At 71.8% G+C, this 23,881-nt stretch carries 28 protein-coding genes, 1 tRNA gene and 3 pseudogenes; 18 read left to right on the top strand and 14 right to left on the bottom strand.

Annotated elements, in window-relative coordinates; translation table 11 throughout:
* The first annotated feature begins 36 nt into the window (after nucleotides 1–36).
* Together citZ and P0R35_RS09630 are read left to right on the top strand one after the other, a co-directional pair.
* Nucleotides 37–1,173, top strand: a complete 1,137-nt coding sequence (gene citZ / locus P0R35_RS09635; RefSeq protein ID WP_284012278.1) for a citrate synthase — start codon at nucleotides 37–39, stop codon at nucleotides 1,171–1,173.
* Nucleotides 1,174–1,295: 122 nt separating this feature from the next.
* Complete coding sequence (locus P0R35_RS09630) at nucleotides 1,296–1,565, top strand: hypothetical protein (protein ID WP_284012277.1); 270 nt, start codon at nucleotides 1,296–1,298, stop codon at nucleotides 1,563–1,565.
* Nucleotides 1,566–1,670: 105 nt separating this feature from the next.
* Here the strand turns inward: P0R35_RS09630 and P0R35_RS09625 are convergent, their stop codons facing one another.
* Complete coding sequence (locus tag P0R35_RS09625) at nucleotides 1,671–2,993, bottom strand: MATE family efflux transporter (RefSeq protein ID WP_432765045.1); 1,323 nt, start codon at nucleotides 2,991–2,993, stop codon at nucleotides 1,671–1,673.
* A gap of 158 nt (nucleotides 2,994–3,151) precedes the next feature.
* Between P0R35_RS09625 and P0R35_RS09620 the strand changes: the two are divergent.
* The 5 genes and pseudogenes from P0R35_RS09620 (at nucleotide 3,152) to P0R35_RS09600 (ending at nucleotide 5,901) form a co-directional block, all read left to right on the top strand.
* Nucleotides 3,152–3,651: pseudogene (locus P0R35_RS09620) on the top strand (gamma-glutamylcyclotransferase family protein).
* Between the two features lie 258 nt (nucleotides 3,652–3,909).
* On the top strand, nucleotides 3,910–5,121 hold the full coding sequence (gene ilvA / locus P0R35_RS09615; RefSeq protein ID WP_284012275.1) for a threonine ammonia-lyase: 1,212 nt from the start codon (nucleotides 3,910–3,912) through the stop codon (nucleotides 5,119–5,121).
* 79 nt (nucleotides 5,122–5,200) lie between these two features.
* Nucleotides 5,201–5,581 carry a Rid family detoxifying hydrolase gene (locus tag P0R35_RS09610; protein ID WP_284012274.1) on the top strand — a complete coding sequence of 127 codons (381 nt, stop codon included), beginning with the start codon at nucleotides 5,201–5,203 and terminating at the stop codon, nucleotides 5,579–5,581.
* Between the two features lie 3 nt (nucleotides 5,582–5,584).
* Complete coding sequence (locus tag P0R35_RS09605; protein ID WP_284012273.1) at nucleotides 5,585–5,791, top strand: DUF7981 family protein; 207 nt, start codon at nucleotides 5,585–5,587, stop codon at nucleotides 5,789–5,791.
* A gap of 29 nt (nucleotides 5,792–5,820) precedes the next feature.
* Nucleotides 5,821–5,901 (top strand) — tRNA-Ser (locus P0R35_RS09600).
* Nucleotides 5,902–5,945: 44 nt separating this feature from the next.
* Here P0R35_RS09600 and P0R35_RS09595 read toward each other — a convergent pair.
* Nucleotides 5,946–6,596, bottom strand: a complete 651-nt coding sequence (locus P0R35_RS09595) for a riboflavin synthase (protein WP_284012272.1) — start codon at nucleotides 6,594–6,596, stop codon at nucleotides 5,946–5,948.
* Nucleotides 6,597–6,691: 95 nt separating this feature from the next.
* On the opposite strand from P0R35_RS09595, the pseudogene P0R35_RS16660 reads away from it, so the two are divergent.
* Together P0R35_RS16660 and P0R35_RS09580 are read left to right on the top strand one after the other, a co-directional pair.
* A pseudogene (locus P0R35_RS16660) lies at nucleotides 6,692–7,361 on the top strand (DUF502 domain-containing protein).
* A gap of 51 nt (nucleotides 7,362–7,412) precedes the next feature.
* Nucleotides 7,413–7,664: a DUF7533 family protein gene (locus tag P0R35_RS09580; protein ID WP_284012270.1), complete on the top strand. Its 252-nt coding sequence runs from the start codon at nucleotides 7,413–7,415 to the stop codon at nucleotides 7,662–7,664.
* 33 nt (nucleotides 7,665–7,697) lie between these two features.
* Here the strand turns inward: P0R35_RS09580 and P0R35_RS09575 are convergent, their stop codons facing one another.
* The 4 genes from P0R35_RS09575 to P0R35_RS09560 form a co-directional block, all read right to left on the bottom strand.
* Complete coding sequence (locus tag P0R35_RS09575; protein ID WP_284012269.1) at nucleotides 7,698–8,885, bottom strand: M24 family metallopeptidase; 1,188 nt, start codon at nucleotides 8,883–8,885, stop codon at nucleotides 7,698–7,700.
* A complete protein-coding gene (locus P0R35_RS09570; RefSeq protein WP_284012268.1) occupies nucleotides 8,886–10,739 on the bottom strand; it encodes a UvrD-helicase domain-containing protein in 1,854 nt (617 codons plus the stop codon).
* A 142-nt stretch (nucleotides 10,740–10,881) separates the two neighbouring features.
* On the bottom strand, nucleotides 10,882–11,070 hold the full coding sequence (locus tag P0R35_RS09565; RefSeq protein ID WP_284012267.1) for an HVO_0416 family zinc finger protein: 189 nt from the start codon (nucleotides 11,068–11,070) through the stop codon (nucleotides 10,882–10,884).
* A gap of 132 nt (nucleotides 11,071–11,202) precedes the next feature.
* On the bottom strand, nucleotides 11,203–12,738 hold the full coding sequence (locus tag P0R35_RS09560) for a carboxypeptidase M32 (protein ID WP_284012266.1): 1,536 nt from the start codon (nucleotides 12,736–12,738) through the stop codon (nucleotides 11,203–11,205).
* A gap of 142 nt (nucleotides 12,739–12,880) precedes the next feature.
* On the opposite strand from P0R35_RS09560, the gene P0R35_RS09555 reads away from it, so the two are divergent.
* Nucleotides 12,881–14,098, top strand: coding sequence for a sensor histidine kinase (locus P0R35_RS09555; protein WP_284012265.1), 1,218 nt, complete (start codon nucleotides 12,881–12,883; stop codon nucleotides 14,096–14,098).
* A 74-nt stretch (nucleotides 14,099–14,172) separates the two neighbouring features.
* Here the strand turns inward: P0R35_RS09555 and P0R35_RS09550 are convergent, their stop codons facing one another.
* Nucleotides 14,173–14,592: a hypothetical protein gene (locus tag P0R35_RS09550; protein WP_284012264.1), complete on the bottom strand. Its 420-nt coding sequence runs from the start codon at nucleotides 14,590–14,592 to the stop codon at nucleotides 14,173–14,175.
* 20 nt (nucleotides 14,593–14,612) lie between these two features.
* Entirely contained in the window at nucleotides 14,613–15,467 is an 855-nt protein-coding gene (locus tag P0R35_RS09545; RefSeq protein WP_284012263.1) for a deoxyribonuclease IV, read from the bottom strand.
* Nucleotides 15,468–15,618: 151 nt separating this feature from the next.
* On the opposite strand from P0R35_RS09545, the gene P0R35_RS09540 reads away from it, so the two are divergent.
* A complete protein-coding gene (locus P0R35_RS09540; RefSeq protein ID WP_284012262.1) occupies nucleotides 15,619–16,167 on the top strand; it encodes a peroxiredoxin family protein in 549 nt (182 codons plus the stop codon).
* 27 nt (nucleotides 16,168–16,194) lie between these two features.
* Here P0R35_RS09540 and P0R35_RS09535 read toward each other — a convergent pair whose 3' ends face one another.
* Nucleotides 16,195–17,067, bottom strand: a complete 873-nt coding sequence (locus tag P0R35_RS09535) for a lipoate--protein ligase family protein (RefSeq protein ID WP_284012261.1) — start codon at nucleotides 17,065–17,067, stop codon at nucleotides 16,195–16,197.
* An 82-nt stretch (nucleotides 17,068–17,149) separates the two neighbouring features.
* On the opposite strand from P0R35_RS09535, the gene P0R35_RS09530 reads away from it, so the two are divergent.
* From P0R35_RS09530 to P0R35_RS16655, 3 genes and pseudogenes are all read left to right on the top strand, one after another.
* On the top strand, nucleotides 17,150–18,067 hold the full coding sequence (locus tag P0R35_RS09530; protein WP_284012260.1) for a serine/threonine-protein kinase RIO2: 918 nt from the start codon (nucleotides 17,150–17,152) through the stop codon (nucleotides 18,065–18,067).
* A gap of 172 nt (nucleotides 18,068–18,239) precedes the next feature.
* Nucleotides 18,240–18,830 carry a 50S ribosomal protein L15e gene (locus P0R35_RS09525; protein ID WP_284012259.1) on the top strand — a complete coding sequence of 197 codons (591 nt, stop codon included), beginning with the start codon at nucleotides 18,240–18,242 and terminating at the stop codon, nucleotides 18,828–18,830.
* Between the two features lie 124 nt (nucleotides 18,831–18,954).
* Nucleotides 18,955–19,530, top strand: a pseudogene (locus P0R35_RS16655) (rhomboid family intramembrane serine protease); the annotation flags it as partial.
* Nucleotides 19,531–19,663: 133 nt separating this feature from the next.
* Here P0R35_RS16655 and P0R35_RS09520 read toward each other — a convergent pair.
* Genes P0R35_RS09520 through P0R35_RS09510 form a run of 3 tightly spaced genes read right to left on the bottom strand, consistent with a single transcriptional unit; the run spans nucleotide 19,664 to nucleotide 21,163 of the window.
* Complete coding sequence (locus tag P0R35_RS09520) at nucleotides 19,664–20,272, bottom strand: uracil-DNA glycosylase (RefSeq protein WP_284012258.1); 609 nt, start codon at nucleotides 20,270–20,272, stop codon at nucleotides 19,664–19,666.
* On the bottom strand, nucleotides 20,269–20,964 hold the full coding sequence (locus P0R35_RS09515) for an endonuclease dU (protein WP_345782743.1): 696 nt from the start codon (nucleotides 20,962–20,964) through the stop codon (nucleotides 20,269–20,271). Before P0R35_RS09515 ends, P0R35_RS09520 begins: the two co-directional genes overlap by 4 nt.
* Before the next feature lie 28 nt (nucleotides 20,965–20,992).
* Entirely contained in the window at nucleotides 20,993–21,163 is a 171-nt protein-coding gene (locus P0R35_RS09510) for a DUF5786 family protein (protein ID WP_284012257.1), read from the bottom strand.
* A 113-nt stretch (nucleotides 21,164–21,276) separates the two neighbouring features.
* Between P0R35_RS09510 and P0R35_RS09505 the strand changes: the two genes are divergently transcribed.
* On the top strand, nucleotides 21,277–21,903 hold the full coding sequence (locus P0R35_RS09505) for an MBL fold metallo-hydrolase (RefSeq protein ID WP_284012256.1): 627 nt from the start codon (nucleotides 21,277–21,279) through the stop codon (nucleotides 21,901–21,903).
* A gap of 130 nt (nucleotides 21,904–22,033) precedes the next feature.
* On the opposite strand, the gene P0R35_RS09500 is transcribed toward P0R35_RS09505, so the two are convergent.
* Nucleotides 22,034–22,183: a 50S ribosomal protein L40e gene (locus P0R35_RS09500; RefSeq protein ID WP_284012255.1), complete on the bottom strand. Its 150-nt coding sequence runs from the start codon at nucleotides 22,181–22,183 to the stop codon at nucleotides 22,034–22,036.
* Nucleotides 22,184–22,242: 59 nt separating this feature from the next.
* Complete coding sequence (locus tag P0R35_RS09495) at nucleotides 22,243–22,509, bottom strand: thioredoxin family protein (RefSeq protein ID WP_284012254.1); 267 nt, start codon at nucleotides 22,507–22,509, stop codon at nucleotides 22,243–22,245.
* A 141-nt stretch (nucleotides 22,510–22,650) separates the two neighbouring features.
* On the opposite strand from P0R35_RS09495, the gene P0R35_RS09490 reads away from it, so the two are divergent.
* The 3 genes from P0R35_RS09490 (at nucleotide 22,651) to hisE (ending at nucleotide 23,847) form a co-directional block, all read left to right on the top strand.
* A complete protein-coding gene (locus P0R35_RS09490; protein ID WP_284012253.1) occupies nucleotides 22,651–22,812 on the top strand; it encodes a preprotein translocase subunit Sec61beta in 162 nt (53 codons plus the stop codon).
* A gap of 64 nt (nucleotides 22,813–22,876) precedes the next feature.
* Entirely contained in the window at nucleotides 22,877–23,506 is a 630-nt protein-coding gene (gene pdxT / locus P0R35_RS09485; protein ID WP_284012252.1) for a pyridoxal 5'-phosphate synthase glutaminase subunit PdxT, read from the top strand.
* On the top strand, nucleotides 23,503–23,847 hold the full coding sequence (gene hisE, locus P0R35_RS09480) for a phosphoribosyl-ATP diphosphatase (protein ID WP_284012251.1): 345 nt from the start codon (nucleotides 23,503–23,505) through the stop codon (nucleotides 23,845–23,847). Before pdxT ends, hisE begins: the two co-directional genes overlap by 4 nt.
* Nucleotides 23,848–23,881 lie beyond the last annotated feature (34 nt).

Below are 23,881 nucleotides of genomic sequence, written 5' to 3'. Positions count from 1 at the left end.
ATAACGCTTTTCGGCGGTCCCTCGGAACCTCGGGGTATGTCCGACGAACTCAAGCGGGGACTGGAGGGCGTCCTCGTCGCCGAGTCCGACCTCAGTTTCATCGACGGTGACGAGGGGAAACTCGTCTACCGCGGCTACGCCATCGAGGACCTCGCCGAGCACGCCTCCTACGAGGAGACGCTGTACCTCCTGTGGAACGGCGAACTGCCGACCGAGGCCGAACTGGCCGAGTTCGAGGACGCGATGGCCGCCGAGCGCGCGCTCGACGACGGCACGCTCGAGACGATGCGTCGCCTCGCCGAGGCCGACGAGGAGCCGATGGCGGCGATGCGCACGGCCGCCTCCGCCCTCTCGGCGTCCGACCCCGACACGGACGCCGACCCGACCGACGCCGAGGCGAACGTCCGCAAGGCGCGCCGCATCACGGCGAAACTGCCGACGGCGCTGGCGGCGTTCGCCCGCGTCCGCGACGGCGAGGAGCCGGTCGCCCCGCGCGAGGACCTCGACCACGCCGCGAACTTCCTCTACATGCTCAACGGCGAGGTGCCCGACGAGGTCACCGCCGACGTGTTCGACCAGGCGCTCGTGCTCCACGCCGACCACGGCCTCAACGCCTCCACGTTCTCGGCGACGGTCACCGCCTCCACGCTCGCGGACATCCACTCGGCGGTCACCTCCGCGGTCGGCACCCTCTCGGGGAGCCTCCACGGCGGCGCCAACGCCAACGTGATGCGGATGCTCCAGGAGGTCGACGAGGCCGATCAGGACCCCGTCGACTGGGTGAAGGAGGCGCTCGCCGAGGGTCGCCGCGTCGCCGGCTTCGGCCACCGCGTGTACAACGTGAAGGACCCCCGCGCGAAGATCCTCGGCGACCGCTCGGAGGCGCTGGGCGAGGCCGCCGGCGACCTGAAGTGGTACGAGATGAGCGTCGCCATCGAGGAGTTCATGGCCGAGGAGAAGGGCCTCGCGCCGAACGTCGACTTCTACTCGGCGTCGACGTACTACCAGATGGGCATCCCGATCGACGTCTACACGCCCATCTTCGCCATCTCGCGCGTCGGCGGCTGGACCGCGCACGTGATGGAGCAGTACGAGGACAACCGCCTCATCCGCCCGCGCGCCCGCTACGTGGGCGAGACGGACGCCGAGTGGGTGCCGATCGAGGAGCGATAGCGACCCGATAGCGGCCGACCGCTTTCGTTCGCGTTCGTTCACCGTTTCGGCTACTTACACCACGGATACGTGCTGACATACTGCCGAGCAACGGTTATCTCCTCGGAGCGTGTACAGCGGGTATGGATCTCAAGATCAAAACCCCCCGAAGCGACGACTACACGGAGTACGCCGAGAAGGTCCGGTCGGGCACCTCCGAGGCGCGGTCGCGAGCCGGCGAGCGCGGCGAACTGGTCCGCCACGAGGTCGGCGAGCGCATGTTCGACCTCATGATGGAGTACTTCCCCCAGGAGTACCAGGAGCGTCGCCGCGACGAGCTGGTCCGGGCGTTCGGCGCCGGCATCGCCGTCGGCTTCCTCGGCCGCGAGATCGTCCGCTACGCGCGCCGCTGACCGACTCCACCCGACCCGCTCGCTCCCGGCTCCCGGGGCTCGACCCCACACGGGCCGCCGTTTTTCCGTCGCCGCCGTCGACCCGCCAGCGACGGCGTCGCGTCGTCAGCTCCCCTCGGGGCCGTCCGCGCCCGTCCCGCGCTCGGCCATCATCTCGGCCGCCCGCGACGCCCACCCGGTGGCGCGGAAGCCCCAGAGGACGACCAGCGCCATGCAGACGTACTGGAGGCCCACGCCGAGGTACGCGCCCGCCGGCCCGTAGCCGAGGACGACGCCCACGAGGTAGGTGGTCCCGAGGAGGAACCCGAACGTCCCCACGAGGCGCGCGCCCAGCGGGATCCGGGTCTCGCTGGCCCCCTGGAGCGCCCCCGACAGGACCGTGTAGGCGACGAGGAACGCCGCCGTCGCTCCGTACACGCGGGCGAACGCGACCGCGTGCGGGACGGTCGCCGGGTCGGGCGTGAACACCGAGACGAACGCGGGCGCGGCCACGACGAGCGCGAGCCCGACGACGCCGACGGTGGCGAGGCCGAGCCCCGTCACCGCGTAGCCGTCGTAGCGGGCGGCGTCGGGGTCGCCGTCGCCGAGCGACTGGCCGACGAGGACGCTGGCGGCGACGTTGTAGCCGCGCGACAGCGGCCCCGTCACCTGCTGGTACATCCGGCGGCCGATCTGGAAGCCGGCGTTGACCGGCGTGCCGAAGCCGAGGAGGAGGGCGTTGAACGGGAACTCGGCGATCGTCGCGGAGAACCCCTCGAGCACGCGCGGGACGGACACGCGGACGAGCTGCCGGGCGATCGTGGTGTCGCGCGGGCGGACCAGACTCGCGTCGGCCCACGACGTCGCCATCGCGAGGACGAGCAGTCCCGCCGTCAGCACGTTCGCGGCCGCGGTGGCGACGCCGACGCCGAGGATCTCCAGGCGCGGGGCGCCGAACAGCCCGAGGCCGAGCACGAGCGACCCGGAGATGTTGAGCGTGTTCGCGAGCACGTTCACGTACATCGGCGTGCGGGTGTCGCCGGTGCCCTGGAGCGAGCGCGCGCCGACGAGCGCCACGTGGCGGGCGGGCGCGGTGGCGAACACGAGCGCGAGGTACTGCCCGCCGAGCGCCGCCGTCCGGGCGTCGGCCCCCAGCAGGGCGACGATCGGTTCGCCGAACAGCAGTCCCACGAGGACGAACGGGATCCCGGCGAGCACGCCCATCAGGAGCGCCTGCGTCACCGCCTCGTCGCGGTTGGCGGCGGCGGCGGCGCCGGTGTCCTGACTGGACAGGGCGATGGCGCCGCCGCCGAGGCCGAGCCCGATCCGGAGGGGGAAGCGGGCGTACAGGTCCGCCAGCCCGATGGCGACGACCGCGGCGGGGGAGAACTGCGCGGTGACGATGATGTCCGTCGTCCGCATGGCGGTGCGGAACGTCTGCTCGGCCATCACCGGCCACGCCAGCGAGAGCACGCGCCGCCACACGCCGCGCAGACGCTCGCCGATCACGTGCCACGTTCCGAGGGGGGTCGGTTTGGCGCTTCCGGAACCGGCACCCGGCCGGCAGCCGCCCGAACGGTCATGCCGCTCGGGCGGTTGTGGGGGACATGGACGTCTTCGTGTACGGCACGCTCACCGAACCCGAGCGCGTCGGCGAACTCCTCGAGTCGTTCGCGTTCGTCGGGCCCGCCCGACTGGAGGGTCTGCGCGTCGTCGAGGGGCGGTACCCGACGCTGGCGCTCCCGGTCGCCGACGGCGGCGACGCCGGGGTCCGGAGCGACGAGCGCCGGCCCGGCGGCGACGCGGACGCGACCTCGGGCCGCCGGTCGGCCGAGGTCGACGCGACGGTCGGGGGCGACTCCTCCGGACCGACGAGATCGCGGCGCTCGACGCGTACGAGGGGGTCGCCGAAGGCCTCTACACCCGAGTCTCGGTCCCCCTGATCGGCCCCGACGGCGGCCGCCGCGGGGAGGCCGCGGTGTACGTCGGCGACCCCGACCGCCTCGACGCGGAGGCGACGTGGCCGGGGACGGGGGCGTTCGCCGACCGGGTGCGCGACGCGCTGGCCGACCGTCCTGTCAGGGTGTACGAACAGCCGGAACGTTGATACGCCGGACGGTGAGCCGACGGGCGTCTGACGGGCGTCTGAAGGCGTCGCCCTCCTGCGGTTTCACTTCCGCTCCGCGTGACTCACTTTTTTATACTCAGGGTTCCTGAATTCGACTGCACGTCACACGCGTGCATTCCCCCTCTTTCCCCACTTTCGCCCGGCGAGCCGCCGGCCCGTTCGGTGCGGCGGCGTCGCGGCCGGCGGGGTCGGCCGCGGGACCACAACCGATACGGCGGGGAGCGGCGAAGCCGGGGTATGCTCGACTACGAGGACGTGCTCGCCGCCCGCGAGCGCGTCGAGACGGTCGCGGTCCGCACGCCGCTGAACCGTTCGCACAGTTTCTCGGAGATGACCGGCGCCGACGTCCACCTGAAACTGGAGAACACCCAGCGGACGGGGGCGTTCAAGATCCGCGGCGCGATGAACCGGATCGCGGCGCTGACCGACGCGGAGCGCGAGCGGGGCGTCGTCACCGCCAGCGCCGGCAACCACGCGCAGGGCGTCGCGCTCGCGGCGACGCGGGCGGGCGTCGACTCGACCATCGTGATGCCGAAGTACGCGCCCGTCTCGAAGGTGGAGGCGACGCGCCGCTACGGCGGCGACGTCGTGCTCCACGGCATCGACTACGACGAGGCGCAGGCGCACGCCCACGAGATCGAACGCGAGCAGAACCGGCTGTACCTCCACGCGTTCGAGGACGAACTCGTGATGGCCGGACAGGGGACGATCGGGCTGGAGATCGCCGAACAGTGCCCCGAGGTCGACACCGTGGTCGTCCCCGTCGGCGGGGGCGGCCTCATCTCCGGCGTCGCGACGGCGCTGAAGGGCGCGCTCGACGACGTCCGCGTCGTCGGCGTGCAGGCGGCCGGCGCCGACTCGGCGGCCCGCTCGATGCGGGAGGGGCACCGCGTCGAGTTGGGCGGCGTCGACACCGTCGCCGACGGCATCGCCGTCCGGGAGGTCGGCGAGCACACGTTCCCGTACATCCGCGAGCGCGTCGACGAGGTCGTCACCGTCGACGACGAGGAGATCGCCGAGGCGCTCACGCTGCTGCTCGAACGCTCGAAGACCGTCGTGGAGGGCGCGGGAGCCGTGGCGCTCGCGGCGGTGCTGGAGGAGAAGTTCGACTACGAGGAGGGGGAGACGATCGTCCCGGCGCTGTGCGGCGGGAACATCGACATGAACACGCTGATCACGGTGATCCTCCGGGGGCTCGTCCGGATGGGTCGCTACCTCAAGATCTCGCTTGAGCTGAAGGACCGCCCCGGCGAACTGGAGCGCGTCGCGAGCGTCATCGCCCGCGAGGACGCCAACGTGTACGCCCTGAGCCACGACCGCACCTCCCGCGACATCGCGGTCGACGCCGCGGACCTGGAGATCGAGTTGGAGACGCACGGCCACGAGCACGCCGCCGAGGTCGTCGCCGCGCTCGAGGCGGTCGGCTACGAGGTCGAGGTGCTGGCGTAGGCCGGCCGGCGTCGCCCCCGCGGCGTCGCCGGCGGGCGCGAACGCCCGATTTATGCCGCGCCCCGCCGGAGTCGCGGGCATGAAGGAGATCGTCTCGACGGACGAGGCACCGGCGGCGGTCGGCGCGTACAGTCAGGCGACGACGAACGGCGACCTGCTGTTCACCGCGGGGCAGATCCCGCTGACCCCCGACGGCGACCTGCGGGACGACGCCCCGATCGCCGAGCAGACGGAGCTCGCGCTCGACAACCTCCTCGCCATCGTCGAGGAGGCCGGCGCGTCGGCCGAAGACGTGCTCAAGACGACGGTGTTCCTCGCGGACATCGACGACTTCGAGGCGATGAACGAGACGTACGCGACGTACTTCGACGAGTCGCCGCCGGCGCGCTCGGCGGTGCAGGCGGGGGCGCTCCCGAAGGGCGTCGGCGTCGAGATCGAGGCGGTCGTCTCGCTGGAGTAACCGGTGCCGTCGCGGAGACGGTCCGCGCTCCTGTGGGGCGCGGTCGGCCTGTTCGTCGTGCTCGTCGGCGGGCAGGCGCTCGTGTTGCTCGGGGAGGGACTGCCGTTCGGCTTCGCCGGCCTGTTCGGCGTGGCGCTGGTCGTCGGGGCGGTGGTGGCCGCCGCCGCCTATCGGTTCGAGCACCGACTCGCGCGGAAAGGACAGGCTTAAACTCGACAGGGAGGTACGATCCGGTGCGAGCCAGGATGGCCGAGTGGTAAGGCGCACGCCTGGAAAGCGTGTTCCCCTTGGGATCCAGGGTTCAAATCCCTGTCCTGGCGTCCTTCTTCCGCCGACTCGCGTCGACAGCGCCCGGCGTCGCGGCTCAGTCCGCCGACGGCGCCGGCGCGTCCGCCAGCAGCGACTCGGCGTACCCCTCCAGCATGGTCTCGACGTACTTCGCGACGACGTCCACCTCGAGGTGAACCGGGTCCCCCGCCTGCTTCCCCGAGAGGTTCGTCAGGTCGTACGTCGTCGGGACGATCGCGACGTCGAACTCGTCGCCGCGTTTCTCGGCGACGGTCAGCGAGATGCCGTCGAGCGCCACCGACCCCTTGTCGACCACGTACTTCCCGAACCCCTCCGGGACCGAGAAGGTGAACCGCCAGTCCTCGCCGACCCGTTTCACCGCACGGACCTCGGCGGTCGTGTCGACGTGCCCCTGCACGACGTGGCCGTCGAACCGGCCGTCGGCGGCGAGCGCCCGCTCGATGTTGACCGCGTCGCCCTCGCGCACCTCGTCGAGGTACGTCTTCGCGACCGTCTCGGCGGCGAGGAACACGGAGAACCACGAGCGGTCGCCCGCTCCCTCGACCGCGCCGAACTCCTCGACGGTGAGACAGACGCCGCTCACGGCGATCGACTGGCCGTGGTGGAGGTCGTCGAGGCCGTCGGCGGCGACGCGCAGGCGGAGCCCCTCCGGCGTCTCCTCGCGCGCGACGACCTCGCCGGCGGTCTCCACGATTCCGGTGAACATACCCGGAACGAAGGCCCCACAATTGGAAAGCGTTCCGACATCGTGACGGCCGGTCCGGCGCATGGACTTATGTCGGGCCGCCCGCGTCGGTCGGTATGGACACCTTCGCCCGGCTCCGGTCCAGTTTCGTCGCGGGGCTGTTCCTCGTGCTCCCCCTCGCCGTGACGCTGTTCGTGCTCGACTTCGCGGTGAACCGCCTCACGGTCACGCTCGCGCCGGTGGTGAGCGGCACCGGTCTCGCGGAGTTGGTCGGCAACGGGGCGCTGGCGACGGCGCTTGCGGTCGTGACCATCGCCGTCGGCGTCACCCTGCTGGGGTTCGTCGCCTCGAACGAGGCCGGCCGGCGCCTGTTCGGCGGCTTCGAGCGCGGCGTGCGCCTGCTCCCGGTCGTACGCGCCGTTTACTTCGGCGTCCGGCAGGTGAGCGAGTCGCTGGCGGCGCCGGGCGACGGCTTCGACCGGGTCGTCGTCGCGGAGTTCCCGCGCGACGACACGTGGGCCATCGGCTTCGTCACCAACCCCGCGCCGCGGGGGGGGTGCGCCGCGTCGCCGGCGAGGGCTGATGACCGTCTTCTTCCCGCACAGCCCCAACCCGACCGCGGGGAAGCTGGCGATGATGCACCCCGACGACTACACCGAGATCGACATGAGCGTCGCCCGCGGCATCCGCCTGCTCGTCACGACGGGGCTGTCCGTCGACGACCCGGACAAGCTCCCGTCGGTCGTCGCGCCCGACGGGGACGTCGTCGTCGCCGACGGCGAGTGAGCGGGCGTACGGAGGCGACAGCCTTTCGACGGGACGCACGGTACGACGGGTGTGGCACTCGGCATCCTCGAACAACTCGGCCTCGCGGCGACGCTGATCTTCGCGCTCCCGGTCGCCGTCTACGGGGTCCAGCGCGTCGTCGACGGCCAGACCGCCCTCGGCGTCGGGATCCTCGTCGTCGCCGTCCTGATGGTCCTGCTCCCGCGGCGACTCACGAGCCCCGACGACGTCCCCGGGAAGGTCGCGGAGAAGGCCGTCGGCTCCGTGGTGAAGGAGCCCACGGAGTCGCCGGACGACGAGTAGTCCCGCCGGGCACCGCCCCGACCGCCCGTCGCCTCACACCCGCTCGCGCGGCACCAGCGAGAACGGGTACTCGCCGAGGAACTCGAAGCCGTCCTCGGCGACGACGACGAGGTCCTCCAAGCGCACGCCGCCCTCCGCGGGGTCGTACACCCCCGGCTCGACGGTGAGCACGTTCCCCGCCTCCAGCGGCTCGTCGGCCGTCAGCGACGGCCCCTCGTGGAGCGAGACGCCGACGCCGTGGCCCGTCGAGTGGGTGAACCCCACCTCGTCGGAGTCGACGCGGAAGCCGTGGGCGGCCAGTTCGGCGGCCGCCTCCTCGTGGACCGTCGACGCCGGCACGCCGGCGGCGACCGCCTCCAGCGCGGCCTCGCGGGCGGCCTCGACCGCGAGGTACGCCCGGCGCTCCCAGCCGCCGTCGGGGTCGACCGCGAACGTCCGCGTCACGTCGCCGTAGTAGCCGTCGGGCCCGCGCGGCGACACGTCGAGCAGGACGGTCTCCCCGGGCCGGATCACGTCGGTGCCGGTGTAGTGGAGGTCAGCCGCGGTCGCGCCCGCGCCGACCACGGTGTTGCCCGCGTCGCGGACGCCGTGGGCGGCGAGCACCTCGTTCACCTGTCGGCGGAGGCGCTCGGTCGAGAGGACGCCGCCGTTCCAGCGGACCTCGTCGGCGTCGGCGTCGACGGTCGCCTCGGCCAGCACCGTCTCGGCGCGGCGGATCCCGCGGATCGCGGCGCGCTGGACGCGCCGGAGTCGGTCGAGTTCGGCGTCGGTCTTCGTCTCGCGGGCGCGGGCGACGGCGTCCGTCGAGGTCACCTCGTAGCCGGCGTCTTCGAGGTAGACGGCGGCGTCGTGGGGGATGCCCTGCGGCACGAGCACGGTCCCCGAGTCGTGGCCGGCGTCCGCGAGCGCGGCGGCCGCGCGGACGCCCGCGGGGTCGCCCTGCCGGTCGGTGCGCACCTCGTCGCCGGGGAACTCGCGGCGCGCCTGCTCGTCGAACAGCGCCGGGGCACACAGCGCCGTGTGGGGGTCGTCGCTCCCCGCGACGGCGCCGGCCACGAACGCGTAGTCGCGGTCGGGGCCGGAGAAGCGCGTCAGGTACCGCAGGTCGTCGTCGAAGCGGTCGCCGACGGCGACGACCCCGACGGCGTCGCGGTCGGCGAGGGCGGCCGCGAGGGGGCCGTAGTCGGTCCCGAGCCGGTCGGCGCCGTCCGCTCCGGGCATCTACGCTTCGGGTTCGGGGGCGTCGGCCGCCTCGACGACGTCGTCGACGATCGCCTGCGGGTCGCCCTCGCGGACCTCGTTGTGGAGCACCACGGAGATGGGGAGGGTGGGCGCGCCGGTGACGAGGTTCTCCATGAGGACGAGGCGCTCGCGCGCACGGGACATCCCGACGTAGAACACGCGGCGCTCGTTGTCCGTCAGCACCGGCACCGGGCTGGTCGACTTGGTGAACTCCTCGCCGTCGACGCCCGTCACGTCGAGCCCCTGCTGTTGGGCCTGGGCGGCCATCTGCTCGACGACCTTCTCGGTGAGGTCGGTGTTGACGAACACGTGGTCGGCCTCGCGACCCTTCGCGGAGTGGATCGTGCCGAGGCGGACGCGGCTGGCGTCCTCGCCCTCGTAGTCGCCCTTGAAGTACGCCTTCAGCGACTTCCGCTGGAAGCTGGTGATCTTGCGGGCCATGTCGGCGGCGGCGGCGCCGTCGGGCATGAACGGCACGAAGTCGGTGACGTCCTCCGGCGACAGCGGGATCTCCGCGAGGTCGTCCTCGTCGGCGGTCTCCTCCACGTCGTCGAGGAAGTCGTACAGCGCGTCGCGGTCGTTGCTCCCGAACGCCGAGTCCTGCAGGATGTCCGCGAGGCGACGGGCCTCCAGCGCGGTGAGCGCCTCGCCCCTGTCGACGGCCTCGACGGCGCGGACGTAGTCGGCGAGGCGGTCGGTCCACATCCGCTGGTCGGTGAGACACGAGAACGGGATCCCCTCCTCGATGAACTCGTCGATGAAGTCGAACATCTGGTAGCGCGCCCGGAACAGCACCATCACGGTCTCGTCGTCGGTCGACCGGATCGTGTGGCGGACGTTGCGCACGAGTTCGAGCATCGTCGGCGAGTCGACCGCCTCGACGACGCCGCCCTCCTTGCGGGGCTTGAGGTCCTTCTCCTGGCGCTTGTCGATGTGGCGGATCTCCGTGTTGACGACGTCGAGGATGTCCGAGGGGAGCCGGTAGGAGTTCGGCAGGATCTCGTCGTTGTCGACGGGCGTGTCGAGCAGCAGCGCGGGGTCGGCCCCCTGCCACGCGTACACGACCTGGTCGTCGTCGCCGGCGATGAGGCACGACTCCATGTGGGGCTTCCACTCCTCGAACACGTCGTACTGGAGGGTCGTGATGTCCTGGAACTCGTCGATGACGAGGTGGTCGACGCTCGGGAGCAGCGAGCGCTGTTTCACGCGCTCGAGCATGTCGGCGAAGCCAACGAGCCCGTTGTCGCCCTTGTAGGCGCGCCACGCCCGGATCGCCTCCGGCACGTCGAGGCGGTCGTCGTCGCCGGGCCACGTCGGGGTGTACTTGTTCCCCTCCTGTGCGTTCGGGTCGATCTCGGGCGGGAGGCGCACCTCCTCGACGTCCCACTGGAAGGGGACGTCGTACCAGTCGGCCACGTCGCGCTTCGTGCGCTGGAGCCACTGGGAGGTGGCGATCACCTTGTTGCCCAGCGTCGTCGACCGCGCGGTGCGGCGGCCGCCGCCGGAGTACTCGTCCTCGTACTCGACGCCGTAGTCGTCACAGAACTCCTCTTTGTCGTCCTCGCCGACCACGTCGCCGCGCGAGAGGTTCAACAGTTCGTACGACTTCGCGTGCATCGTCGCCACGTTCCCCTGGAGGTGACGGGGCGTGGTGTCGAGCCGCTCGGCGAGTCGCTCGCGGATCTCCGCGGCGGCCGCCCGCGTGTACGAGACGACGAGGACGTCCCGCATCTCCGCGCCCTCGTCGATGAGCTCCTCGACGCTGTCGAGGAGCGCGGTGGTCTTCCCGCTGCCGGGCCCACCGAACAGCCGGGTCACTTCCGGGTCGCTCATTACCGTGTCCTCTCGGCCACGACTCATAAACGACGTGGCTCGCGCTCGTCGCCCGTCGTGTCCGGGTCGCAGAAGTTCGATGCGGGCCGCGCGTGCTCACGGGCACGCGCGGCCGGAGCCGGTCGCCGCGTGTCGTGCCGCCTCAGCGACCGGCCTCGGGTCGCCAGCCGCACACCGAGCACTCCGCAGCGTCGCCGTCGTGGAGGCCGCCACAGTCGGGACACTGTTTCTTGTTATACGACTCCTCCCATCGGGCTGTCTCCGTGTCGTGGCCGCGACTGGTCAGAAACTCGTCGAACAGGTCGTCGTTCGGGCTCGGTGCCGACGCCATACGTGGTACGCTATACCATGGCAGCACAAATAGCTTCTGGCGAGTCCCCCGGATCCGGAACCGCCGGAAGGCGATTGTTTCCCCGGGCGCTAGTTCGGGGGACGCTGTGCTCGCGGTTCCCCCGAAGCGGCCTCACAGGTCGTACAGGTCGCCGAACTTCGTCTCCACGTAGTCGAGGAAGTACTCGGCGGTGAGCGGCTCGCCGGTCGCCTCCGCCACCAGCTCGTCGGTCGGGTAGCGGCGGCCGTGCCTGTGGACGTTCTCGGTCATCCACGCCCACAGCGGGTCGAAATCGCCCTCGCGGATCAGGTCGTCGACGCGGTCGTCGCCCAGATCCGCCCGCATCGCGTGGTCCAACTGCGCCGCCAGCACCGAGCCGATGGTGTACCCCTGGAAGGCGGCGAAGCGGCTGCTCCAGTGGATGTCCTGCAGGCAGCCGTCGGTGTCGGTGTCCGGGACGACGCCGAGGTAGTCGGCCATCTTCTCGTTCCACAGCGCGGGGATCTCCGAGACGCCGACGTCCCCCTCGACGAACGCGCGGTCGATCTCACACCGGAGGATAATGTGGAGGTGGTACGTCAGTTCGTCCGCCTCGACGCGGACGAGGTTGTCCGGGTAGATCTGGTTGACGGCGGCGTACGCCTCCCGCGCCGTCGCGTCGGTGCCGAGGTGGTCGTTCGCCTCCCCGACGAACCCCTCCCAGAACGGCTCGGTGCGGGCGACGTGGTTCTCCCAGAAGCGCGACTGCGACTCGTGGACGCCGGAGGACAGCGAGGCGCCCAGCGGCTCGCCGAAGCGGGCGTCCGGCAGGCCGAGTTCGTAGCTCGCGTGGCCGAACTCGTGGACGGTCGCGGTGAACGCGTCCATCGGGTCGTCGGGCTTGAACCGGGTGGTGATCCGGGCGTCGAACTGGTTACCCGAGGTGAACGGGTGCGCGGAGACGTCGAGGCGACCGCGGTCCTCGGGGTAGTCGAGCACGTCGAGCACGGCCTCCGAGAGGCCGCGCTGGGTCGCGTCGTCGTACGGGCCCGCCGCGACGAACGGCGAGGGGAGGTCGACGCCGGACGCCTCGATCGCCTCGATGAGCGGGACGAGCCCCGCCTTCAGCTCCTCGAAGACCTCCTCGAGCCGTTCCAGCGGGAGGTACGGCTCGCCGTCCTCGTACATGACCTCGTAGGCGGGGCGGTCCGGGGCGATCGCCTCCGCGCGCTCGACGTGGAGGTCCCGCAGCGTCTCCAGCGTCGGCGCGAACCGGTCGAAGTCGTCCTCGGCCTTCGCCTCCCGCCACACCCGCTGGCTCGCCGACTGCTGTTCGGTCAACTCCTCGACCACCTCCTCCGGCAGGCTCCGATTGCGCTCGTGGCGGCGTCGGATCTCGCGGACGTTCGCGGCGCGCTCGTCGTCGAGGGCGATCCCCTCGCAGGCGTCGAGCGCGTCGGCCATCGCGTCGTTCGTCAGCTTCTCGTGGGTCGTCGCCGACAGCGCGGCGAGCTGTTTGCCGCGGGCGGGCGCGCCGCCCTCGGGCATCGTCACCTGCTGGTCCCAGTAGAGGACGCCCGCGCCGCTCTCCAGGTTCGCGACGCGCGCGTAGCGGCCCAGCAGGTCGCGGTAGGCGTCGGGGGCGTCGTCGTCGACTGTCGAGTCGAGGTCCGTCCGTGGTGCTGCCATGCGAGTGGGTGTGCAGGGGCCGGTATCAACCTCCGGGTGCCCCGTGTGGACGGCCGATTCCCGGCCGCCCGCGTCGGTCGCGCTCTCACTCGCAATACCGCCGGAGTTAGTATTATGACGGCGAGGATCGACGTTCCCGCAGATGCCGACCGCGACCGCCGACGACGGGACGACGCCGGCCGGGCCGGAGGGAGCGCCGGCGGCGTCGCCGGGCGCGTGGCGGCGGCTCCCGACGGTAGTGACCGTCTACGGTGTCGTCCTCACCGCGAGCCTCGTCGATCGATGGCTCCTAGGCGACGGGCTCGGGGCGCCGGCGGGGGGGACGGTGGCCGCCGTGACGACGGTCGCCATCGCGCTCCCGTTCACGCTCGGGTTCGTGTACGGCGGGGTCCGCCTCGCCCGGGGGACGCTTCCCGCGGCCCGCTTCCCGCGCATCGCGCGCTGGTGGCTCGGGGCGTCGGGCGCGTTCCTCGTGATCAACCTCCTCATGATGACCGTCTGGGGAACGTCGACGGTGGCGGTCGCGATCGGGTGGCTACGGTTCAGCCTCGTGTTCGGCGGCGCCGGCGGCTTGCTCGTCGGGATCGTCGAGGCGGGCTCCATCGAGCGGGCGCGGGCGGCCGAGCGGGCCCGGGTCCGCGCCGAGCGCGTGGCCGACACCCGCGAGTGGCTGCGCTACCTGAACGACATCCTCCGACACGAGGTGTTGAACGCCTCGAACGTCGCCGCGGGGAACGCCTCGTTGCTGCTCGACGACGACTCGCTCGACGAGGCGACCCGCGACCGACTCGCCGTCATCGAGCGCGCCTGCGAGGACCTCGACGACGTGATCCGCGAGGTCCGCCTGCTCGTCGCGTCCGACCACGGCGACCTCGATCCCCGGCGGGTCGACCTCCGGCCGGTGCTCGACACGGAGACGGACGCCGTCGCCGAGGCGTACGACGGCGCGACCGTCGAGACGGACCTGCCGGAGAGCCTCCCCGTCCTCGCCGACGAGTCCGTCGGACGGGTGTTCTCCAACCTCGTCGCCAACGCGGTCGAACACAACGACGGGCCGGACGCGACCGTGCGCGTCTCCGGGGAGATGGACGCCGACGAGGCGGTCGTCCGGGTCAGCGACGACGGGCCCGGCGTCCCGCCCGACGAGCGCGAGACGCTGTTCGAACCGGCGAACGACAGCACGAGCGACCACGGGCTCGGGCTCCACATCGTCCGGACGCTCGTCGACCGGTACGGGGGAGCCGTCGAGCTGTCCGACACCGGTCCCGACGGGAGCACCTTCACCGTCCGGCTCCCGCGAGCGACCGACGCGCGGGACGTGTTCGACGCGAACCGCGAGACGGCCGCCGCCGGCACGTAACGGACGGCGTGTCGTCGCCGCGTCAGCCGTGTCGACGGCGAGGTCCTTGGACTCCGCCGACGGCGGCGGCGGCGCTACCGCGGCCCGTCGAACGTCGCGGCGCCGTCCTCGACGACGACGCCCCGGCGGACGACGCCGTCGACGAGCCAGCCGAGCGTGTACGCGAACGTCACGAAGACGGCGTAGCCGCCCGCGAGCGACACCGCCCCGTTCACGGTCGTCACGCGGGCGCCGAACGCCGTCGCCGACAGCAGGGTGAGCAGCAGCGTCCCCACGAGCACGCCGACGACGCCGCGCCCGTACACCGTGAGCCCGGAGGCGACGAGGCCGCCCGCGGCGACGCAGCCGGCCACGAGGACGGCGTCGGCGAGCGCGGCGGGGGCGAACACGCCCGCGGGGTCGCCCCAAGAGACGCCGAGGAGGAGTTGGACGGCGACGGCCGCGGCGGTCCAGAGGGCGAACTGGAGGCCGACCGAGCGGGGGGTGCGGTCCATCGGCGGTCGGCGGGGGCGGCTCAGCGCTCCCGCAGTTCCTTGACGCGCTGGATGTTCCAGGCGAACCCCTTGCCGTCCTCGGTGGGCGTCTCCAGCACGAACGGCACGTCGCGCAGGGCCTCGTGGTTGACGAACGCGCGCATCCCGTCCTCGCCGATGTGCCCCTCGCCGATGAGGGCGTGCTCGTCTTTGTTCGTCCCGCACGCGTGTTTCGAGTCGTTGAGGTGGACACACTCCAGGTGCTCAAGCCCGACGACCGCGTCGAGTTCGGCGACCGTCTCCTCGACGGCCTCCGGCGTCGAGAGGTCGTAGCCGGCGGCGAACGCGTGGGCGGTGTCGAGACAGATGTCCAGATCCTGCTCGGAGCGCTCCAGCACGGCCGCGAGGTGCTCGAAGTCGCCGCCGAGCTTCGTGCCGGAGCCGGCGTCGGACTCGACGAGCACGGTGACGCCGTCGGGAACGTCGAGCTCGTCGAGGGCGCCGGCGGCGTTGTCGAGCCCCTGATCGACGCCCGCGCCGGTGTGGGCGCCCAGGTGGACGTTCACGTACGGGATGTCGAGTTTGGCGGCGGCGTCGACCTCCTTCTGCATCGAGTCGATCGACTTCTCGCGGAGGCCGTCCTTCGGCGTGCAGAGGTTCACGAGGTACGACGAGTGGATCACCCACGGCCCGACGCCGTGTTCGTCGCTCAGGGCGCGGAACCGTTCGGCCTCCTCGTCGTCGATGTTCGGGTCCTGCCACACCTGCGGGGAGTGGGTGAAGATCTGGCCGCAGTTGCCGCCGTCCTCGACCAGCGCGTCGACGGCGTTGAACGTGCCGCCGGCGATGGACTCGTGGGCCCCGACGCGGAGGGTCGGGTCGCTGTCTGCGCTCATGGCAGTCGGTGACGGGGCGGGGGAGAAAGCGGCTTCGGAAGCGGACGGCGGGCGGGGCTCCCGGTCGGCCGGCCGTCGCGGAGCCGTCGCGTTCTCACACGCGAAAGACGGACGCGCAGCCTTATATCGGTCGTCCGTGTCGACCCGGCAGATGTCACGCTCGGACGCGCCACAGCCCCCGAGCGAGCCACTCGACGTCGGCGATCGCGCGCCGTCGTTCACGGCGACGTTAGTGACGCCGGAGGGGGACACCCGGGAGGAACAGTTCGCGGACCTGCTCGACAAGCCGGTCCTGCTGAGTTTCTACACCGTCGACTTCAGCCCCGACTGCGTCCAGGAGTGGTGCGCGTTCCGGGACTTCGACTGGTTCGCCTCCGGCGAGGACGTGAACGTCGTCGGCGTCTCGAAGTCCGGGCCGCGCCTCCACCGGCAGTTCATCGACCGGCTCGATCTGGGCTTCCCGCTGTACGCCGACACCGACCTCTCGGTGTCCAAGCAGTTCGGCGTCGCCTACCGGACGTTCGGCCTGTTCCGGCGGTCGCGCCGCTCGTGTTTCCTCGTCGACGAGGACGGCGAGATACGCTACCGGTGGCTCGGCGAGCACTGGCTCGACCCGACGCGGGACACGCCGCCGGTCGCCGAACTCCACGAGGCGGTGCGCGAGGAGATCGGCGACGAACCGGAGACGTTCGGGTTCTAGGCGGTTCGCTGTCGGTCGCTCGCGGGGCTATCGACCGCCGGGGCGCTCGTGCACCCAGTCGTCGCTGCGGTACTTCTCGTCGGCAATCTCTTCGGCGCGGGCGAGTTCCGCGTCGGTCCACGCGCCCTCGTCGGCGCCGGCCCACGTCGCCAGCGCGTCCTCGAACGCGGCGACCGCGTCGGCGCGACTCGCGTCCGCGTAGTCGGCGATCCCGCCGACGCGCTCGGCGAAGGCGGCCTCGCTCACGCCGTGGTCGCGGAAGACGGCGAGGTGCTCGCGCGGCTTCGCCTCGAACGTGACCGAGCCGTGCTGGATGACGCTCGCCTCGCGGCGGTACTGCGCGTTCCCCGAGAGCTTCCGTCCGGCGCCGCCGTCGGCACACACGTCGTGAGCCGGGTGGAGCGCCCGGAGGTAGCAGGCGGGGTGGTAGATCGCGGGACGCTCCGACTCGGTGTAGTCGGCGTCGACGCCGAGCGCGTGAAACGCCGCCAGCACCGGCTCACACAGCAGGTGGTAGGCGTCGAGGAGGTTCCCCGGGAGCTCGTCCGCGGGCGCGGTGATCGAGTAGGAGACGTCGCCGTCGTGGTCGTGGTAGATGCCGCCGCCGCCGGTCTGGCGGCGCGTCACGTCGACGCCGGCGTCGGCGCAGCGGGCCCAGTCGACCGTCTCGGGATCCTGCGTGTATCCCATCGAGAGACACGACGGGTCCCAGCGGTACACGCGGACCGTCCGGGGACCGCCGTCGGCCGCGGTCTCGGCGGCGACCTCGTCGAGGGCCATGTTCAGCGGGCCGGGGCGGGCCTCCTCGCGGATCAGTCGCCACTCGCGGTCGGCGAGCGGGCCCGCCGAGACGGCTGCGCCGGCGGACTCGGGGACCTGCTCGACGTCCGAATCGCTCATACCCGGACTGCGTCACGGCGGGGCAAAGAGCCGCCGGTCGGCCACGAACGCCTTTTCACCTCCGGGCGACCAACAGTCGGTAATGGTCGGGAACGTCGCGGAGACGATGGCGGAGCTCGAGCCCGAGGACTTCTATCTCCTCTCGGGCGTCGAGCAGGGGATGCGCTTCTCCGAGTGGGTGAACGCCGAGAAGATCCCCGAGTACGCGAACCTCTCCGAGGAGAACGCCGAGTACCGGATCGACCGCTGTGCCGACCGCGACCTGATCCGGCGCAAGACGATCCAGTACGAGGGGTACCAGCTCACCTTCGAGGGGTACGACGCGCTCGCCCTCCGCACCTTCGCCGAGCGCGAGACCGTCACCGGGATGGGCGCGCCGCTGGGCGTCGGCAAGGAGAGCGACGTGTACGAGGTGGAGACGTACCGCCCGATGGCGCTGAAGTTCCACCGCGAGGGGTACACCAACTTCCGCGAGGTGAACAAGGAGCGCGACTACACCAGCGACAACCACCACGTCTCGTGGCAGTACACCGCCCGCAAGGCCGCCGAGCGCGAGTACGGCGCCTTGGAGGACCTGTACCCGAACGTCTCCGTCCCGCGTCCCGTCGACCACAACCGCCACGCCATCGTGATGGAGAAGCTCCCGGGCCCCGAACTCGCGAAGGCGAAGCTCCGCTCCGAGCAGGTCGTCGGCGTGCTCGATCTGGTCCTCCGGGAGATGGATCTCGCCTACCGCGCGGGCTACGTCCACGCCGACATCTCCGAGTACAACGTCGCCGTCAGCGACGACGGCGTCGTGATCTTCGACTGGCCCCAGTCGGTCGAGACGGACCACGAGAACGCCGACGAACTCCTCCTCCGGGACGTCGACAACATCCTGAGCTACTTCGCCCGGAAGTACCCCGGCGAGATGCCCGCGGTGGAGCCGGGGGCGGTGACGGACGCCATCCTCGACGGCGAGTTCGAGTCGGTGCGCGCGTTCGCCGGGTCGGAGGCGTGAGTGGGGGCCCCGGTCGACGACGCGAAACGTAGCCCTTAACAGCGCCAGCACGGAAGTGGGTACAACTCGCTGGCAGGTGGGCCGCCAGTGGGCACCCGGTACGCCGGGACGAAATGTGGTCGCGCGGGGTGTCCCGCCGCGACCGAATCGCAAGCGCCCGCGGAGACCACCAATGGCACGAAGCTTCTACTCCCACATCAAGGAAGCCTGGCGGAACCAGGACGAGGGCAAGCTCGCGGAACTGCAGTGGCAGCGCAAGCAGCAGTGGCGCGAGGAGGGCGCGATCGTCCGGATCGACCGCCCGACCCGGCTCGACAAGGCGCGCGAACTCGGCTACAAGGCCAAGCAGGGCGTCGTGATGGCGCGCGTCTCCGTCCGCAAGGGCGGCGCGCGCAAGCAGCGCTTCAAGGCGGGCCGCCGCTCGAAGCGCCAGGGCGTCAACCGCATCGGCCGCCGGAAGTCGATCCAGCGCATCGGCGAGGAGCGCGTCTCGCGGAAGTTCCCGAACCTCCGCGTGCTCGCCTCCTACTCGGTGGGCCAGGACGGCTCCCAGAAGTGGTTCGAGGCGATCCTCGTTGACCCCGAGCACCCCGCGATCCAGAACGACGACGAGCTCAACTGGATCTGCGACGACTCCCAGAAGGGGCGCGCGTTCCGCGGCCTCACGAACGCCGGCGCCTCGAACCGCGGCCTGAACCAGCGCGGCAAGGGGACCGAGAAGACCCGCCCGTCCGTGTCGAGCGGCAACCGCCACGGCAAGTAACCGCGCTCGCGGCCGCCGTTCTCCCGTATTTCCTCCCCCGACAGCGACGGCGCCGGCGTCCGGCCGGCACGTCGGGGCGCCGGCGCGAGCAAGTGCTAAGGGGCGCACGCCCGGAGTCGGGCCCATGCAGACGGACGGCGTTCCCGAGTCCGCCGACGACTGGAACGCGTTCGTCTCGCGGCTCCTCGCCCAGTACCGGGCGGCACACACCAGCACCACGCTCGCGCTGGTCGCGCTCACGACGGCCGTGTTCGCGGTCCAGCTCGTCGGGGTCGCGCTCACGCCCGCCGACTCGGTGCGGCAGCTGACCGCGTTCCTCTACCTGCGGGGCGGGGACGCGGTGTACCTGCTGTCGCTGTTCCTCCACCGCGGGCCGCTGCACTTCCTGTCGAACGTGCTCGTGCTCGTCGTCCTCGCGCCCCAAGAACGGCACTTCTCGCCCGGCGGCTACTGGGCCTTCGTGGCGACGGCGGCGGTCGCCTCGCTGGGGGCGGGCTACGCCGTGTTGCTGGCGTACAGCCCCGAGCCGAACGTCGCGTTCTACGGGATCAGCGGGCTCGGCTACGCGCTCGCGGGGTTCGCGCTGGTCCGCGGGATCCGGGTTCGCCGGCGGCTCGCGGAACTGGACGTCGTGGCCGCGGTGCTGGGCGTCTCCTCGGTCGTCGAGGTGGCGGTGAACCTCCTCACGAGCCTGCCGGCGACGCCCGTCGCCGTCAACGGCGGCCACCTCGCGGGCCTGCTCGTCGGCGTCGTGTTCGGGGGCTGTGGCGGCCCGGCCGAAGCCGGTCGGCGGGGAGCGAGACCGCCGCCGTCGACGCGGACGCCGACGGCCCTCAGTAGTCGCCGAGGCTGGACTGGCCGCCCGCGCCCCCGTCGGCCAGCCCGGCCAACTCCGCCGCCCGCGCGACGGTCTCGTCGAACGCGTCGGCCTGGCTCCGGTCGTACAGCGTCGCCGCGGGGTGGAGACACACGAGCAGGCGGACGGCCGTGTCGCCGACGCGGGCGTCGAACACCTCGCCGTTCTCCGTCGTCACCGCGACCGACCGATCCAGCAGGTGCTGGGAGGGCACTTTCCCGAGCGTGACGACGAGTTCGGGGTCGACGCGGGCGAGCTCCTCCGCGAGGTAGCCGCGGCAGTTCGCCAACTCGTCGGTCGTCGGGTCACGGTTGTCCGGCGGCCGACAGCGCACGCAGTTGGTGATCCGCACGTCGGCGCGGGCGAGGCCGGCGTCGCGCAGCGCGTCGTCGAGCACCGTCCCCGAGCGGCCGACGAACGGCTCGCCCTCCGCGTCCTCGTTCGCGCCCGGCGCCTCGCCGACGAACACGAGGTCGGCGTCCGCCGGGCCGACGCCGTTGACGATCCGCGAGCGCGACTCCACGAGCGCCGGGCAGCGCTCGCAGTCGGTCGCACACAGGTCCGCGTCCAGCGACTGCTCGCTCATACCCGAACGCGGCCCGCCGCGGCCGTAAACCTACCCGTCCCGGCCGCCGCCCTCGGGGTGCCCCGCCCCGGTGGCTCCGGGTCGTCGAGGTACGACCGCCCGGCGCGGGCGGCCACCTTCGCCACGCGGAGCGGCTCGGGCCTGCGGCGACCCGCGGGCGTGTGGGCGCGGACGAGCCGGCGCGCCTCGGCGCCGTCGACGCCGACGGCACGGACCCACAGGTCCGGTTCGTCGTCGCCGGCTCCGTCGGTGGCGTCGGCGTCCGCGGCGTCGTCGAGCCGGACCGGCAGTCGGTCGGGGAGCGATCGGTACGCCGCGAGCCGGCGGTCGAGCGCCTCGCCGGCGAAGTGTTCGCGGAGGTGCGGCTCCAGCCCCGCGCTCGCCTCGAAGGAGACCGCCAGCACCGGGCGGCCGACGGCCGCGCGGACGGCCGCGAGGTCGACGACGTTGAACCACGCGGGAGCGACGCCCGCCACGAGGAGGTAACGGACGTCCTCGCGGTCGAGGCGCCGCCAGCAGTCGACGACGGCGTCGGTCGCGTCGGTGCCGCCGACCGTACACGTCGAGAACGAGAGCCCGTCGACCGCGCGGTCGCGGCGGACGACCGCCCCCGCGACCGTCGCGTGCTCCGGGGCGCCGGCGCCGTCACTCGCGGAGACGGCCACCCCGAGCGCACGCGTACCGGGGGTCACCACGGGGGGACGGACGTCGCCCGGGCGCTCAGTCCTTCATCTCCTCGAGCTTGTCGAGGAGCTCGTCGTTCGAGGCCTCGAACTCGAACTCCACGTCGCCGTCGTGTTCGGCGTCGCCGCCGTCGACGGTCGCCGAGTCGAGGTCCGAGTCGACCTGCTGGTTCTCCTGTTCGGACTCGTCGTAGCTCCCGAAACCCATGCTCGTCCGAGGCTAGCCGGTTCCGACGGAAATATCTGAGGGTCGTCTCGGATCCGTGACACGCGGCTGCCGCGGCAGGTCGGCTTTTACGCCTCCGTACCGACGGCCGGGACATGGACGCGGTCAACGTCACGGCCGACGCCGAGGACTTCACCTGTAACGCCTACTTCGTCGACGGCGCGGTGCCGACGCTCGTCGACGCGGGCACCATGCCGGGCGTCGCGGACGTGATCGCCGAGCACACCGCCGACCTCGACCGGGTGGTCCTCACGCACCAACACCACGACCACGTGGGCGAACTCGACGCCGTGCTCGACGCGTTCGACGCCGAGCTGTACGCCCACGGCGAGCACCCCCGACGGGACCACCCCTTGGAGGACGGCGACGAGGTGGCGGTCGGCGACGAGACCGCCGAGGTCGTGTACACGCCGGGCCACGCCGCCGACCACGTGTCGCTGGTCGCCGAGACGGCGGTGTTCTCCGGCGACGTGGTCGTGTACGACGACGGCGCCTTCGACGACGGGTCGTTCGGCCGGACGGACATGCCGGGCCAGTCGCGCGAGCGACTCATCGAGAGCCTCGGCGACCTGCTCGACCGCCTCCCGGACTCGGTGGTGTCGCTGTACGCGGGCCACGGCGGCGCGTTCCACGCCGACCCCGCCGGCGACTCGGTGCGCGACGTGATCGAGCGGGCGCTGTCGCGGGCGGAGCGACGCGAGCCGAAGTACCCGGCGGAGTGAGCCGCGGGCCGGGCGTCCCCGTCGCCGAGGGGTCGGCAGGGGCGGCGACGAGGCGAGGTCCCGGCGCGGCCGCTGGTGGGCGGGGTGTCGCGAGAAGCGTGTCGCCGGACGCGGGGTCCGGCGGACGGCGTTAGGCGGTGCGGGGCTCCTTCGCCTTGGGGCGCAGGCGGCTGTAGCCGCACTTGCGACAGTGCTTCGCGCGCTTCGGGTTCCGCGCGTTACATCGCATGCAGATGAGCTTGTCGAGGATGCGAGCCTCGGCCGCCTCGAATTTCGCCATACGTGTGTGAAGCGGCGCCGTCCGTGTTAACGGTTGCGAGTCGGACTCCGGTCGCGGCGTTACGCGCCGGCGCTCGCGAGCGCCTCCTCGAGGTCCTCGCGCTGGGTGACGCCGACGAACCGGTCGACGACGCCGTCGTCGTTCTCGACGATGAGGGTGGGGAGCGAGCGCACGGAGTACTGGTTCGCGATCTCCTGTTCCTCCTCGACGTCGACCTTCTCGAAGCTCACGTCGGGGTAGTCCTCGGCCAGTTCGTCGAGGATCGGGTCCTGGGTCTTACAGGGGCCACACCAGTCCGCGTAGAAGTCCTTGAGTCGAACGCTCATACCGCTCGGTGGTTGCGACGGCCCGCACATAACGGTTTCTCACCCGGACCGCGATCGGTCGCCCGCGCCGCCGTCGCGGCGCCACCGCGCCGTCGATCGCGGGTCGAAAGGCTTAGGCGGCCGACTCTCATGGGTGCGCGTATGAGCAGCGGCCAGAACAGCGGCGGCCTGATGTCCAGCGCGGGGCTCGTCCGCTACTTCGACGCGGAGGACCGCAACGCGATCCGGATCGACCCGAGAACCGTCGTCGCCTTCGGCCTCCTGTTCGGCCTCCTCGTGTTGATCCTCGGGTTCGCCTTCTGAGTCCGGGTCCCGAGCCGACCGACCGACCGACACGTTTTCACCCGCCGCGCGTCGACTCCGTCCCATGAAAGCGGGCGTGATCGCCGTGCAAGGCGACGTCTCCGAACACGCCGACGCGGTGCGCCGCGCGGCCGCGAGCCACGGCGTCGACGCGGAGGTCGTCGAGATCCGCGACGCCGGCGTCGTCCCGGACTGCGACGTCCTCCTGATGCCGGGCGGGGAGTCGACGACCATCTCGCGACTCCTACACGACGAGGGGATCGCCGAGGAGATCGTCGCCCACGTCGCCGCGGACAAACCCCTGCTGGCCACCTGTGCGGGCCTGATCGTCGCCGCCCGCGACGCGAAGGACGACCGCGTGGCGACGCTGGGGCTGCTCGACGTCAGCGTCGACCGCAACGCGTTCGGCCGGCAGGCGGACTCCTTCGAGGCCCCGCTCGACGTGACGGGGCTCGACGAGCCGTTCCCCGCGGTGTTCATCCGCGCGCCGGTCATCGACGCGGTCGGCGACGACGTCGCGGTGCTCGCGTCGTGGGACGGCGACCCCGTCGCCGTGCAACAGGGGTCGGTGATCGCGACCTCGTTCCACCCGGAGCTGACGCCCGACTCGCGGATCCACGACCTCGCGTTCTTCGGGCAGGACCACGCCGCGTCGCCCGCGGACGCGGACACCGACGCGGGGGCGGACGCGTGAGCGAGGAGTCGGGCGTCGGCGACGGCGCGGGCGACGGCGAGTCGGGTGCCGTCCCCGACGAGGCGGTGTTGGACGCGCTGTTCGCCACCATCGAGGACCGCAGGGAGCGGCTCCCGGAGGGCTCGTACACCGCGTCGCTGTTCACCCACGAGAAGGGGGAGAACGCCGTGTTGGAGAAGATCGGCGAGGAGGCGACCGAGACGATCCTCGCGGCGAAAGACGACGACGACGAGGAACTGCGCGCCGAGGCGGCCGACCTCGTGTACCACCTGCTCGTGCTGTTCGCGCGCAAGGAGATGGACCTCGGCGACCTCCGCGGCGAGCTGCGCGAGCGGTTCTGACGGCGCGGTCGCCCTCGGCGCGACGCAGTACTGC

Origin of the sequence: Halobaculum litoreum (assembly GCF_030127125.1) — an archaeon.
In the GTDB taxonomy this organism is placed as follows: domain Archaea; phylum Halobacteriota; class Halobacteria; order Halobacteriales; family Haloferacaceae; genus Halobaculum; species Halobaculum litoreum.
The sequence above is the reverse complement of the archived record's forward strand: the minus strand, read 5'-3'. Positions and strand labels throughout refer to the sequence as shown.

Coding starts and splice junctions, on each gene's coding strand:
- P0R35_RS09510 (WP_284012257.1), bottom strand. CDS start 21,163: ATGGGTTTCGGGAGCTACGACGAGTCCGAACAGGAGAACCAGCAGGTC.
- P0R35_RS09565 (WP_284012267.1), bottom strand. CDS start 11,070: ATGGCGTCGGCACCGAGCCCGAACGACGACCTGTTCGACGAGTTTCTG.
- P0R35_RS09570 (WP_284012268.1), bottom strand. CDS start 10,739: ATGAGCGACCCGGAAGTGACCCGGCTGTTCGGTGGGCCCGGCAGCGGG.
- P0R35_RS09595 (WP_284012272.1), bottom strand. CDS start 6,596: ATGTTCACCGGAATCGTGGAGACCGCCGGCGAGGTCGTCGCGCGCGAG.
- P0R35_RS09545 (WP_284012263.1), bottom strand. CDS start 15,467: ATGAGCGCAGACAGCGACCCGACCCTCCGCGTCGGGGCCCACGAGTCC.
- P0R35_RS09500 (WP_284012255.1), bottom strand. CDS start 22,183: ATGGCGAAATTCGAGGCGGCCGAGGCTCGCATCCTCGACAAGCTCATC.
- P0R35_RS09505 (WP_284012256.1), top strand. CDS start 21,277: ATGGACGCGGTCAACGTCACGGCCGACGCCGAGGACTTCACCTGTAAC.
- P0R35_RS09555 (WP_284012265.1), top strand. CDS start 12,881: ATGCCGACCGCGACCGCCGACGACGGGACGACGCCGGCCGGGCCGGAG.
- pdxT (WP_284012252.1), top strand. CDS start 22,877: ATGAAAGCGGGCGTGATCGCCGTGCAAGGCGACGTCTCCGAACACGCC.
- P0R35_RS09550 (WP_284012264.1), bottom strand. CDS start 14,592: ATGGACCGCACCCCCCGCTCGGTCGGCCTCCAGTTCGCCCTCTGGACC.
- P0R35_RS09495 (WP_284012254.1), bottom strand. CDS start 22,509: ATGAGCGTTCGACTCAAGGACTTCTACGCGGACTGGTGTGGCCCCTGT.
- P0R35_RS09575 (WP_284012269.1), bottom strand. CDS start 8,885: ATGCCCGGAGCGGACGGCGCCGACCGGCTCGGGACCGACTACGGCCCC.
- P0R35_RS09525 (WP_284012259.1), top strand. CDS start 18,240: ATGGCACGAAGCTTCTACTCCCACATCAAGGAAGCCTGGCGGAACCAG.
- P0R35_RS09610 (WP_284012274.1), top strand. CDS start 5,201: ATGAAGGAGATCGTCTCGACGGACGAGGCACCGGCGGCGGTCGGCGCG.
- P0R35_RS09560 (WP_284012266.1), bottom strand. CDS start 12,738: ATGGCAGCACCACGGACGGACCTCGACTCGACAGTCGACGACGACGCC.
- ilvA (WP_284012275.1), top strand. CDS start 3,910: ATGCTCGACTACGAGGACGTGCTCGCCGCCCGCGAGCGCGTCGAGACG.
- P0R35_RS09520 (WP_284012258.1), bottom strand. CDS start 20,272: ATGAGCGAGCAGTCGCTGGACGCGGACCTGTGTGCGACCGACTGCGAG.
- citZ (WP_284012278.1), top strand. CDS start 37: ATGTCCGACGAACTCAAGCGGGGACTGGAGGGCGTCCTCGTCGCCGAG.
- P0R35_RS09625 (WP_432765045.1), bottom strand. CDS start 2,993: ATGGCCGAGCAGACGTTCCGCACCGCCATGCGGACGACGGACATCATC.
- P0R35_RS09490 (WP_284012253.1), top strand. CDS start 22,651: ATGAGCAGCGGCCAGAACAGCGGCGGCCTGATGTCCAGCGCGGGGCTC.
- P0R35_RS09535 (WP_284012261.1), bottom strand. CDS start 17,067: ATGAGCGATTCGGACGTCGAGCAGGTCCCCGAGTCCGCCGGCGCAGCC.
- P0R35_RS09540 (WP_284012262.1), top strand. CDS start 15,619: ATGTCACGCTCGGACGCGCCACAGCCCCCGAGCGAGCCACTCGACGTC.
- P0R35_RS09530 (WP_284012260.1), top strand. CDS start 17,150: ATGGTCGGGAACGTCGCGGAGACGATGGCGGAGCTCGAGCCCGAGGAC.
- P0R35_RS09630 (WP_284012277.1), top strand. CDS start 1,296: ATGGATCTCAAGATCAAAACCCCCCGAAGCGACGACTACACGGAGTAC.